9 protein-coding genes are annotated in these 12,618 nt (G+C 63.6%); 4 read left to right on the forward strand and 5 right to left on the reverse strand.

Annotated elements, in window-relative coordinates; genetic code table 11:
• Positions 1-15: 15 nt before the first annotated feature.
• The 4 genes from GTP69_RS10455 (at position 16) to GTP69_RS10470 (ending at position 5,317) form a co-directional block, all read left to right on the forward strand.
• A complete protein-coding gene (locus GTP69_RS10455; RefSeq protein WP_161054831.1) occupies positions 16-2,409 on the forward strand; it encodes a TonB-dependent receptor in 2,394 nt (797 codons plus the stop codon).
• The gene (locus GTP69_RS10460; protein WP_161054832.1) at positions 2,409-3,800 is read left to right on the forward strand and encodes a serine hydrolase domain-containing protein; all 1,392 of its coding nucleotides are present in this window, start codon (positions 2,409-2,411) and stop codon (positions 3,798-3,800) included. Before GTP69_RS10455 ends, GTP69_RS10460 begins: the two co-directional genes overlap by 1 nt.
• Positions 3,797-4,678, forward strand: a complete 882-nt coding sequence (locus GTP69_RS10465; protein WP_161054833.1) for a MaoC/PaaZ C-terminal domain-containing protein — start codon at positions 3,797-3,799, stop codon at positions 4,676-4,678. The genes GTP69_RS10460 and GTP69_RS10465 overlap by 4 nt, the downstream gene beginning before the upstream one ends.
• A gap of 63 nt (positions 4,679-4,741) precedes the next feature.
• Positions 4,742-5,317: an NnrU family protein gene (locus GTP69_RS10470; protein ID WP_161054834.1), complete on the forward strand. Its 576-nt coding sequence runs from the start codon at positions 4,742-4,744 to the stop codon at positions 5,315-5,317.
• Here the strand turns inward: GTP69_RS10470 and GTP69_RS10475 are convergent.
• Genes GTP69_RS10475 through GTP69_RS10495 form a run of 5 tightly spaced genes read right to left on the reverse strand, consistent with a single transcriptional unit; the run spans position 5,314 to position 12,585 of the window.
• Complete coding sequence (locus GTP69_RS10475) at positions 5,314-5,706, reverse strand: hypothetical protein (RefSeq protein WP_161054835.1); 393 nt, start codon at positions 5,704-5,706, stop codon at positions 5,314-5,316. The genes GTP69_RS10470 and GTP69_RS10475 overlap by 4 nt on opposite strands.
• Positions 5,707-5,714: 8 nt before the next feature.
• Positions 5,715-6,734 (reverse strand): GGDEF domain-containing protein, encoded by a 1,020-nt coding sequence (locus GTP69_RS10480; RefSeq protein WP_161054836.1) that lies wholly within the window; start codon positions 6,732-6,734, stop codon positions 5,715-5,717.
• Positions 6,735-6,742: 8 nt separating this feature from the next.
• Entirely contained in the window at positions 6,743-9,829 is a 3,087-nt protein-coding gene (locus GTP69_RS10485) for an efflux RND transporter permease subunit (RefSeq protein WP_229260886.1), read from the reverse strand.
• Between the two features lie 12 nt (positions 9,830-9,841).
• The gene (locus GTP69_RS10490) at positions 9,842-11,002 is read right to left on the reverse strand and encodes an efflux RND transporter periplasmic adaptor subunit (RefSeq protein ID WP_161054837.1); all 1,161 of its coding nucleotides are present in this window, start codon (positions 11,000-11,002) and stop codon (positions 9,842-9,844) included.
• 32 nt (positions 11,003-11,034) lie between these two features.
• Positions 11,035-12,585, reverse strand: coding sequence for an efflux transporter outer membrane subunit (locus GTP69_RS10495; RefSeq protein ID WP_371867889.1), 1,551 nt, complete (start codon positions 12,583-12,585; stop codon positions 11,035-11,037).
• Positions 12,586-12,618 lie beyond the last annotated feature (33 nt).

The raw sequence follows: 12,618 nt of genomic DNA on the forward strand, positions 1-12,618 counted from the left end.
GATCAGGAGGACCACATGAACACACATCGCACCGTCATCGCCGGCAGTCTGGCTGCGGCCTTTTTGGCGCCCCCGGCATGGGCTGCCGATGACGTCCAGTCGGTGGTGGTTACCGCCCAGTCGCGCAAGCAGCTGGTGCAGGACGTGCCGATGACCATGCAAGTCCTCACCACCAAGGACATCGACGCTGTCGGCGCCAAGGATCTGGCGGCCCTGAACGGCTACATCCCTGGCCTGCTAGTGGACACCATCGAGCCGACGCAGCCGACTTTCGGCATCCGAGGCGTGCAAGCCGGCGATTTCGGCATCGCCACCGATTCGCCGGTCGGCATCTACGTCGACGGCGTCTACACCGGCAAGACCGGCGGTGCGCTGATGAACTTTATCGACGTCCAGCACATCGAAGTGGTCAAGGGACCGCAAGGCACGCTATTCGGCCGTAACAGCGCGGCCGGCGCCATCGCCATCGCCACCAATGAACCGGGCAAGGAACTGGATGCCGCAGCCCACGTCAAGCTGGGTAACTTCGGCCGCGCCAACGCGGACGTGATGATGAACTTCCCCATCACCGATACCTTCGCCGCGCGCATCGTCGCGGTACGTAACGGCAGCGAGGGCTGGGCCGACAACACCGCCACCGGCAAGAAGTCCGGCGGCGACAAGGACTGGGCTACCCGCATCTCGCTGCGCAAGGACTTCGACGCCGCCAAAGTGGTATTCGCGTGGGAGCACGAGAACATGGAGCAGTACGGCCGTCCGGCGTTCGGTGTGATCAAGAATCCGGCGCTGCCGCTGGCCGCCTATCGCGGCGTGTACGATGCCGCCTATATTGCCAACTTCGTCAATCCGCTGGACGCGCCGCTGGCCAACGACCAGCAAGGCAGCGAAGGCCGCTTGTTCGACGGCGCCACGCTGCGCATCGAGGCGCCGCTGGGCGGCATGACCTTCAATTCCATCACCGCCTACCGCCGCTTCCAGACCCACAACCTGACCGACAACGACGGCGGCGCGCGGGCCAACCTGTATCTCACCACGCAGGATGCCAAACGCGCGCGCAGCTTGCAGCAGGAGTTCAAGCTGTCCGGCAAAACCGACCGGCTGGACTGGCTGGCGGGCGTGAGCTTCTATCACAATAACGAGCATCAGGACGCTGGCGCCTACGTTACCACCGGCACGCTGGACACCTTGAGCCAGTTCACAGGTGGTGCGGCGAATTTCGCCCGTCTGTTCGGCGGTCTGGCGGCGGCCGGCCTGGCGGGGATCAAGGCAGACAGTGTATTCTCGTGGGATGAGGACCACTACAGCGACGTGCGCACCCGCTCCGCTTCGATCTACGGCGACACCATCTGGCACCTGACGCCGCAGACCAACGCCACCGTCGGCCTGCGCTACACCCGCGACAGCAAGCGCATGACGTGGTATGTGCCGGGACGGGTGTCGTCACAACTGGACGATTTCCTCAATCGCTTTGGCCCGCTGGCCGGCGTCAATGCTGCGACCTTCCCGTCCAATGTGATTTTTGCGACGGCGGCGCAACTGACGTCGTCGCCGGTGTCGCGCGAGAAGGACTGGACCGACTGGAGTCCGCGCCTGGTGCTGGACCATAAGCTGGACCGGGACACGCTGCTGTTCATATCCCTGTCGCGCGGTTATCAGGCTGGCGGCTTCAATATCTTCACGCCGCCGAATCCCGCGTCCACCACCAGCACCGGCCGCGATCCCAGTTTTGAGCCGGAGAAGATGACCAACTTCGAGGCAGGCGTGAAACTGGCGTTGCCGAATCTTGGCGCCACCATCAACGCTTCACTGTTCGTCTACAAGTTCAAGAATTTGCAGGACATCCAGCTGTATAGCGTGGGCACGCTGCCGACTTATAACGTGGTGTCCAGCGACCAGAAGGCGCACGGACTGGATGTCGATGGCCGCATTCGTATCTCGTCGCGCGTGATGCTGTTCGGTGGCTTTGAATATATCGATCAGACCTACACGCGCTATCAGCGGCTGGATGCTGCCGGCAATGTGTCGCTCGATCTGGGCGGCCAGCCGGTCGGCACGCCGCGCCTGAGCGCAATGGCGGGCGTCAATCTGAATTGGGAAGCGGCGTCCGGCCGCGCCAGCGTCAATTTCCAGGGCACGCATGCCACGGCGCGGCGCTGCAATAGCGATACGGCGACGCTGAGCTGCCTGCGCACGGCGACGCTGAAAACCGGCACCACCACCAGCAAGTTCGATCTGCGCGTGGGCTGGGACAGTCCAGGCTCGCGCTACGGCGTGGCGCTGATCGTCAATAATGTGTTCGACCAGCGTTATGTGCAAACGCTGGCGGGTCAGACCGAACAATACGGTGCGCCGTATTCCAACATCACGCCGCCACGCGCGATCGGCGTTGAATTCAGGGCTAGCTTGTAATGGCATCAAAACTCTTACTGGCTGCCGCGGCAGTGGTGGTGATTGCGGCGGGCGGTGTGGCGACGCTGGCGGTAAAGCCGCCCGAGTTGCTGCGGGTGGGCGCCAATTACGGCGCAAAGATCGTCTGCTCAAATGTGTTTATCGCCGGCCGTGACGGCCAGGCCGTGCTGGCCGATGATGTGCAGGCGCCGGGCCATCCGGTGCTGAGGTATCTGAAGGTGCAGGTGGACCAGCAACGCAAGACGGTGCGGGCGCAGTTCTTTGGTTTTGTTGGCGACGGTCTGGCGGTGTACCGCCCCGGCACCGGCTGCGCGGTTGCGCCTGATGGTGATGCGGCGCAGGCTTCGCAGTATCAATTCAATCCGATCAAGATCTGGGGGCCATCGCCTAATGTGCCGTGGCCTACTGGTTCGATGGAAGATGCCAATCCGGCGGTACAGGCTTTGCTGGCGCAGGATGTGCTGGCCGGTCCGGGCATGCGCGGCATGGCGGTGATTCATCGCGGGCGCTTGGTGGCGCAGCGTTATGGCGCTGGCTTCACGGCGGCGTCGCCGTTGCTGGGGTGGTCGATGACGAAGACTGTCAGTGCGGCGCTGGCCGGGATGCAGATCGCGGATGGCAAGCTGTCCTTGCAGCAGAGCGGTTTCTGGCCGGCTGGCGATGAGCGCGCGCAGATTACGCTGGCGCAGTTGATGTCGATGAGTAGCGGCTTGCGGTGGAATGAGGGCTATGGCGATGTCTCGGATGCGACACGCATGCTGTACCTAGAGCCGGATATGGCGGCTTTCACGACGACGCAATCGCTGGAAAAGACGCCGGGCAGCAAGTGGAATTATTCGAGTGGCAGCACGGTGCTGTTGTCGCGTATCTGGCAGCGGGCTGCTGGTGGCGACGCCAAGGCTGCGGTGTCGGCTGCGGTGCTGTCGCTGCCGCATAATCGTTTGTTCGCACCGCTGGGTATGAGCAGCGCGGTGATCGAGGCCGATGCGCGCGGCAATCTGGTTGGTTCCAGCTATATGTACGCGACCACACAGGATTGGGCGCGGTTTGGCCAGTTCCTGTTGCAGGACGGCGTTTGGCAGGGCAAGCGTTATTTGCCGGATGGTTTTGTCAGCGGGATGCAGCAGGTGGCGCCGGCGTCGGGTGGCGCGTATGGCCAGGGTTTGGTGTGGCGGTATGGGCCTTCGGGTGCTACGCCGGAGGGGCAGAATCCGGATGCGCGTTTTCAGCTTCCTGCCGATACGTATTGGATGGAGGGGCATGATGGGCAGAGTATCGCCATCGTGCCGTCGCAGCAGTTGGTGCTGGTGCGGCTTGGCTTGACGCCGCATCGGCTGCTGTATCAGCCACAGGCACTGTTGGCGGCGGTGGTGAAAGCGGTTCAGCAATGACGGGCGTGCCGTACCGCCTGCTGCGCCATCAGTTGCCGATGCTACTGATAGGCGCGCGCGTCGTCGGCCACACTGTGCTCAACGCGATCGCGCCGGCATCTCGGCCACCAGCGCCTGGCACCGATGCGGTGACGCGGGTGATCCATGCGCCGGCGGCGGATTTGGTGGCGCAGTACATTGCCTGGTCGGGCGCGGCGAGCGCATATGAGGGCGAGCTGCCGCCGCATATGGTGTCGCAATGGAGTTTGCCGCTGGTTGGCGAGCTGCTGCTGCGCATGCCGTACAAGCTGACCAGTGTAATCAATCAAGGCGTCAGCTTGCGTGTGCATGGCCCGCTGCCGCGCGACACGCCGTTGCATGTCAGCGCCATCGTCGATCAGATTGAGCACACGCCCGGCCGCATCAAAGTGGTGGTGGAGATCATCACCGGCACGACGCAGCAGCCGTCGCTGGTGGAAGCCCGCCTGCATATGAGCTTTTTGCTGCCAGGCCCGCGTCCAGCGAAGGCGGCGCAAGTACGGCCGGACGAACCGCAGTGGCAAACCGCCGGTACATGGCACGCCGACGCGCGCGATGGTTTGCGCTTTGCGCTGCTGACTGGCGACTTCAATCCGATCCACTGGTGCGGCCCATTGGCGCGGCGTTCGGTGTTCCGCAGCCTGGTGCTGCACGGCTTCGGCAGCTTTGTGCGCAGCTACGAGATCCTGAGGCAGCAAGGCATTAGCTTCCGCGAGATCGACGTCCGCTTCGTCAAGCCTGTGCCCCTGCCCTGCCCAACGCTGTCGGTGCAGATAGCGCCGGCTGGCGCTGATGGCTGGCGCCCCGTGCGTTTGGCTGGTGTCGGCGATACTGTTCATTTGGCGGGAAACTTGCGCTAGCAGCGTTGCGCGCCACCGCCCGCCGGTGTATCGTCACGCCAGCAGACAACCATGGAACGCGCGATGACGATACTGATACTGGGCCTGATAATTTTTCTCGGACTGCACTCGATCCGCATCTTTGCGGAAGACTGGCGCAACCGCGTGCGCGCCCGTATGGGCCTCCTGCCATGGCGCGCGCTGTATTCCGTGGTATCGATCACCAGCCTGCTGCTGATCATCTGGGGCTACAGCCTGGCGCGCCAGGCGCCCATCGTCATCTGGACGCCGCCACCATTTACGCGCCACCTCGCCGCGCTGCTGGCGGTAATCGCCTTCGTCTTCATCACCGCCGCCTACATCCCGCGCAACGGCATCAAGGCAAAATTACACCATCCGATGACGCTGGGGATCAAGACCTGGGCGCTGGCCCACCTGATCGCCAACGGCACGCTGCACGACATCCTGTTGTTCGGCAGCTTCCTCGTATGGGCGATCCTGCTGTTCCGCGCCTCGCGCAAACGTGATGCGGCGCTGGGCACGATCTACCCGCAAGGCAGCGGCGGCGCCACCGCGCTCACCATCGTGGCCGGAATCGCCAGCGCTATCATCTTCGCGTTATGGCTGCACTTGCCGCTGATCGGCGTGCGGCCGTTCTAATTGCATTTGCCGCGCACCACGGCGGCAATCACCCACGGCAGCGAGTACGGACCGACCACATTGACCGGACCGATATGCGCCGGTTGCAGCTTGAGCGCGTCCGAATGCAGGCAGTCCGGCACCTTGGCCTGCTCGAAGGCGGCGCTCATGCGCGCTTCCACGGAATTGGCGCGGAAAGCGCCGGCTTGCGGATTGACCGCCAGCGGTGGCGCCGGCTGCGGCGTTTCGGCGACGGTCTCTCGCACCGCTTTCTTGATCACGTCATCCGTCAGCGCCGGCTGCGCAGGTGCAACCTGCGTTGGCGGCATTAGCTCGGCGACCGCTTCCTTCTGCGCCGCAGCAGCAGCGAGCGTGTGCGCCGCCAGCAAAGTAGTGAGGATGATAGGCATGGAGTTGGTCAGGATGGTTCCGCCACGCGGACCGCATTGCGTCCGCCCTGCTTGGCAGCGTACAGCATCTTGTCGGCCTGCGCCAGCCAGTCCGCCGGCGTCAGCGCCTTGTCCATGTAGGCCACGCCGATGGAGATGGTGATGGGATGATCTTCCTGTAGCGTGGCTGTCGCCACCGCGCCGCGCAAGCCCTCGGCCAGGCTGGCCGCCGCATTCAGGCCCGCGCCGCTGGCGATAATCGCGAACTCCTCGCCGCCGTAACGGAAAATCCGGTCCGACGACCGCGTATGCCGCCGCATCAACTCCGCCAACCGCATCAGCACCTTGTCACCGGCGGCGTGGCCATATTGATCGTTGACCTGCTTGAAATGATCCAGATCCAGCAGCAGCAAGCTCGATTCCAGCTGCGGCCTGCGCTCCTGCGCGTATTCGGCCAGATGCCGCTCCAGCGCGCGGCGGTTACCCACGCCGGTCAGGAAATCCAGCTCCGCCGCATTATGCAGCCGGCGGTTTTGCACGCCGGTGCGGTAAGAGAATATGTAGGCAAACAGGTTGACCAGGCCGACCGTGACAATGATGGTGGCCAGGTTCAGCACTTCCACCCGCCCATGCAAGACCGCCACCAGCACCGCCAGCCCGACGCTGTTGATCGCCAGCGCCACCGATGGCCGCAGCACGAAGTATGCCGAGATCATGGTCGGATACACCCAGTACACCAGCCCCACGCCGCGCAGATAAACTGTGGTCAGCATGCCGCCGGTGTAGAAAATGGTGACACATACGCTGGCCACCTGATAACGGCCGGTGCGCCACACATGCACGATCACCGACGACATGGCCAGCACCAGCGCCAGGTCGACAATGGCCGAAGCCCAGCTGCCTTGCAGCAGCCGGTAAATACCAAAGGGAAGAATGCTCGGAATGCTGAGGGCACACAGCAGCATCAGGATCACTTCTTCCTGACGCCGCTGGCGCCCTCCCGACAGCCAGCCCCAGCGTCCGGCGCCGGGTTTGTCGGTGCTACTCATGACGCATCTCAGTGGGCCGGCTCAGGGGTCGGACCTTGGGTCGGGCCTTCGGGCGGCACGTCCGCTGGTTCGGTGTGCGCTTTATGTTCGCCGGCCAGCCACATATACATGGCAGGCACCACGAACAGCGTGAACAAGGTACCGATCGACAGACCGGTAAAGATCACCAGGCCCATGGCGTGACGGCCGGCCGCGCCGGCGCCCGACGCGATCACCAGCGGGATCACGCCGAACACCATCGCCGCCGTCGTCATCAAGATCGGACGCAGACGGGTGGCCGCCGCTTCCTCGATCGCCTCGCGCTTGGACTTGCCGGATTCGCGCAGGTGATTGGCCACCTCCACGATCAGGATGCCGTGCTTGGAGATGAGGCCCATCAACGTCACCAGCCCCACCTGGGTGTAGATGTTGATCGAGGCGAAGCCGAGGAAGATAAACGTCATCGCCCCGAACAGCGCCATCGGCACCGAGAACAGGATCACGATCGGATCGCGGAAGCTCTCGAACTGCGCCGCCAGCGCCAGGAACACGATGATCACCGCGAACAGCATGGTCGCCAGGAAGCCGCCCGATTCCGCCGCATACTGGCGCGATTCGCCGGAGAAGTCAGCCGTGTAACCCGACGGCGCCACTTCTTTCAGGGCGTCGCGCAGGTACTGCTGGATCTCGCCCTGCGACGAACCGGTCACGCCGGAAATCGTTGCGGAGTTCAGCTGCTGGAAGCGGGTAATCGATTCCGGCTGCACGCTGTACTTGATGCTGGCGACAGTGCTGGCCGGGATCATGTCGCCGGCCGGCGTCTTGATGTAGAAGTTCAGCACATCGTCCGGATTCAGGCGGTCTACCTGCAGCACTTGCGGGATCACCTTGTACGAACGGCCGGCAATCGAGAAGTAGTTGACGTAGCCGCCGCCCAGCGCCGCGCCCATGGCGTTGCCGAAGTCCTGCTGCGTCAGGCCCAGCGTGGCCAGCTTGTCGCGGTCCACTTCGACCTTGGCTTGCGGCGTGTCGATTTTCAGGTCGACGTCGACGAAGTAGAACTTGTTGTCCTTGCGCGCCTTGTCCAGCACCGCCTGCGCCACCGTATTCAGATTCTCAAACGGCTCGGTGGTGGTGATCACGAACTGCACCGGCAAGCCCGAGCTGCCCGGCAGCGCCGGGAACTGGAACGCCGCCACGCGGCCGCCGGCGATGTGGTTCCACTTGGCCTGCAACTCGGTCTGGATCTCATGCGCCGAGCGGCTACGCTTGTCCCACGATTTAAACAGCACGCCGCCGATACCGGCATTGGTGGTCGGCACGCCGGTGATCTGGAACATCTGATCGTATTCCGGCAGCGATTTCGCCACGTCGAAAATCTGCTTGGCGTAAGTCTGCATCTGGTCCGACGTGGCGGTAGGCGCACCCACCACCTGCGACAGCACGATGCCCTGGTCCTCTTCCGGCGCCAGTTCGGACTGCGACATTTTGAACTGGATGATCAGCAGGGCAAACACGATGAAGCCGAACACGATCAGCACCACCCACGTATTCAGCAGGCTGCCCAGCACGCGCAGATAGCCGTCATGCACCTTGGCGAACACGCGGTCGATGGCCTTGACGAACTTGCCCTCGTCCTGCTTGTGATCGAAGAAGTGGCCGCACATCATCGGCGACAGCGTCAGCGCGACGATGCCGGATACCGCCACCGCACCGGCCAGCGTAAACGCGAACTCGGTGAACAGCGCGCCGGTCAGGCCGCCCTGGAAGCCGATCGGCACATACACCGCGATCAGCACCACCGTCATCGCCAGGATCGGGCTACCCAACTCGCGCGCCGCCTGGATGGCGGCGTCCATCGGCGACATGCCTTCCTTCATATGGCGGTCGACGTTCTCCACCACGATAATCGCGTCATCCACCACCAGGCCGATGGCCAGCACGATCGCCAACAGCGTCAGCAGATTAATCGAATACCCCAGCAGCAGCATCACGAAGAAGGTGCCGATCAGCGACAGCGGCATCGCCACCACCGGCACGATCACCGCGCGGAAGCTGCCGAGGAACAGATAGATCACGATGGTCACGATCACCAGCGCTTCGATCAGCGTCTTCACCACTTCATCGATCGAAGTGTTGATGAACTCCGTCGAGTCGTAGACGATTTCGCCGGTCAGGCCGGTCGGCAGCTGCGATTTGATGCCGGGGAAGGCTTCGCGCACGCGCTTGGCCACGTCCAGGATGTTGGCGTCCGGCGCTACCTTGATACCGATGAACACCGAGCGCACGCCGCTGAAGGCAACGTTGAAGTCATAGTTCTCGGAACCCAGCGTGACGGTGGCGATATCCTCCAGCCGCACGATGGCGCCGTCCTGCTGCTTGACGGAGAGCTGCTTGAACTCTTCCACCGTGTGCAGGTCGGTGCCGGCGGTCAGCGGCACGGTCACCGCCTGGCCCTTGGTCGAACCCAGGCCGGCCAGGTAGTTGTTGGAGGCCAGCGCCTGGCTGACTTCCGCCGCGGTGACGCCATGCGCCGCCATCTTGTCGGAGTCCAGCCATGCGCGCAGTGCGAACTGGCGCGCGCCCAGCAGCTCGGCGGTCTGCACGCCCTGGATCGAATCCAGCTTCGGCTTGACCACGCGCGCCAGGAAGTCGGTCACGTTATTGGTCGGCAGCGTGTCGCTGTAGAACCCCATGTACATGGCGTCGGTGGTCTGGCCGGTTTGCACCGTCAGCACCGGTTGCTGCGCCTGTTGCGGCAACTGGTTCTTGACCGAGTTGACCTGGGTGGTGATCTCGGTCAGCGCGCGGTTGGAATCGTAGTTCAGGCGCAGCGTGGCGGTAATGGTCGACACGCCGCTGTTGGACGACGACGACAGGTAATCAATCCCCTGCGCCTGCGCGATGGCCGATTCCAGCGGCTGGGTGATAAAGCCCGCCACCGTGGCTGCATCCGCGCCGTAGTAGGTGGTGGAGATGGTCACCACCGCATTCTGCGTCTTCGGATACTGGTTGACCGGAAGACTGAACAGCGAGCGCAGGCCCAGCACCACGATCAGTAAACTGATCACGCTGGCCAGCACCGGCTTTTTAATGAAGATATCGGTAAAATTCATGGCGCGTTATCCTCAGTGTTCCTGCGGCGTCGGATTCGGGCTGTTCGCCGGCTGCACCTTGTTGTCGATCACGACCGGCGTACCGTTCTTCAGTTTCAGCTGGCCGCTGGTGACCACGGTCTGGCCCTCCTTCAAGCCGGTGAGAATCGCCACCTGGTCGCCACGGGTCGGACCGGTGGTCACGAACACCTGCTGCGCCACCAGGTAAGCCTGGCCTTTTTCATCCTTGAGCGCATCCTTGGAATCGGCCGGCGGCGGCGACAGCAGGAACACGGTCGAGCCATACGGGTTGTAGGTAATGGCGGTCTGCGGCAAGGTTAGGTATTTTTTCAGCTCGCCCTGATCCAGACTGACGTTGGCGAACATGCCCGGCAACAGCTGGCGCTTGGCATTCGGCACCGTGGCCTGCACCTGCACATTGCGGGTGGCAGCATCGATTTTCGGGCTGATCGAGGTCACCTTGGCGGCAAAACCCACGCCCGGATAAGCGTCGTTGGTCAGGTTCAGCTTCTGGCCAATGGACAGGCTGGCCAGCTGCTTTTGCGGGACGAAGAAATCGACGTACACGGTGTCGATGGTTTGCAGCGTCACCAGCTTGTCGCCCGGATTCAGGTACTGGCCCGGATTGACGGCGGTGATCCCCAGCTTGCCGGCGAACGGCGCGCGGATGGTCTTCTTGTCGACCAGGGCTTTCTGCTGCGCGGCCAGGGCCTGCTTGGCTTTCAGGTCGGCTTCGTCGCCGTCGACCTGCGCCTGGCTGATGGCTTGCGCCGACAGTTGCAGCTTGTCGCGCTTGAGCGTGGTGGCGGCCAGATCGGCGTTGGCTTGCAACGCGCGCAGCTGGGCGATGTCGGAATCGGCATTCATCTCAAACAGCACCTGCCCTGCTTTCACCTCGTCGCCCGACTTGAAGCGCACTTCGCGCACCAGGCCGGCGATCTCGGTGGTGACATCGACACCGCGCACCGGCGCCAGCGTGCCGACAGAAGTCAGCTGCGGCTGCCATTCGGCCGTGGCGGCCTTGACGGCGGTGACCACCTGCGCAGCCGGCTTGGGCGCGCTGGCGATCAATTTTTTAATCTGTAAAAATTTTCCGAACGCGAGTACAGCGATCAGTAAAATCACCAACCCTACCATGATGAGCATGCGCTTGGTCGTCGGTCGCTTGGCCATGAATCGTTCTCCTGCGGATTTGAATGATGCGTTTATTGGTTTTTACCGTCTTTGCCATATGGTGCGGCGGCGGATACCGCCGTCGCGGCCGGCACGCCGTCAGCGCGATTCCACCAGCCGCCGCCCAGTGCCTGGAACAGTGCGGCCGTATCGGCATAGCGGGTGGCCTGCGCCTGCACCAGGCTGATATGGGTTTGCTGATAGCTGCGCTGCGCGTCCAGCAGCACCAGGTAGCTGATGCCACCCAGCTTGTACTGCTGCTCGGACAGGTCCAGCGTTTCCTTGGCCAGCGCCTCAGCCTCCGCCTGCGACTTGAGCGCGGCGGCATCGGCATCCAGCGCGCGCAGCGTGTCGGCCACGTTCTGGAACGCGGTCAGCACGGTGGCGCGATACTGCGCCGATGCTGCATCGTAGGCCGCTTCGGCGGCGCGGCGTTGTGCGCTCAGCGCACCGCCGTTGAACACCGGCTGCGCGACGCCTGCCAGCAAGCTCCATGCGGTGGTCTGCGAGTCAAACAGCTTGCCGAAGGTGGTGGCGCTGGAACCATAGCTGCCGGTCAGCGAAAACTGCGGATACTGCGCCGCCGTCGCCACGCCGATATTGGCGCTAGCCTGGTGCAGCGCTTCCTCGCTGGCGCGGATGTCGGGCCGCTGGCGCACCAGCGCCGAGGGCAGCGATACCGGCAGTTGCTGCGGCAGTGTCAGCGACTCCAGCGTAAACTCCGGCATGCCCGCCTCGCCCGGCAGCTTGCCGGCCAGGACCGACAGCTGATGGCGCGCGGCCGCCAGCGCTTTTTCCAGCGGCGCGATGGTGGCGTTAATCTGCGCCACCTGATTGCGCTGGCTGAGCACCGTGGTGCGCGGAATGGCGCCGAACTCGAACTGCTTCTCGATCACGTTCTGCTGCTTGGTCAGCGCATCCAGCACTTCACGCGTGGCCTGCAGCTGCGCGCGCAGCGATGCCTCCTGGATGGCGGTGGTGACCACGTTGGCGCTCAGCGTCAGGTAAGTCGCCTCGACCTGGAAACGCTGGTAATCGACAGCGGCTTGCGCGCCTTCCAGTGTGCGGCGCGTGCCGCCAAACACGTCCGGCGTGTAGGCGACGTTGACCGAAGCGTTGTAGACGTTATAAACGCCAGCGGCGGCGCCCGCGCTGGACGCGCTGATCTTCTGCCGCCCACCGCCCAACTGCGCGTTGACCGATGGGTAGACCAGATTGCCGGCTTGCGCGTTGTAGTTCTCCTGCGCCTGCCGCAACACCGCTTCGGCTGCGGCCATATTGGGGTTTTGCTCCAGCGCGCTGCGGATCAACTGATCCAGCTCTGGCGAACGGAATAACGACCACCACTGGGCAGGAATCTCCTGCCCAAACGCGAACTGCTGCGCCGCCCCGCCAACGCCAGGCGCCGACGCAGTCTGCTGCGGCAGCGGCGTTGGCGTGTAGCTGTCGCCGGCAGTGGCCGGTGCAGCGGGGGATTTAAAATTCGGCCCGAGCGCGCAACCGCCCAGACCGGCGGCGATCAACGCCGCCACGCCGGCCCGCAAGGCCAGCGCATTGAACTGCCTGAAGATTCTTCTTTTCACTACAATCTCCCGCACTGTTACTAATATTTAAGA

This window comes from Duganella levis (assembly GCF_009857605.1).
Taxonomy (GTDB): Bacteria; Pseudomonadota; Gammaproteobacteria; order Burkholderiales; family Burkholderiaceae_D; genus Rugamonas; species Rugamonas levis.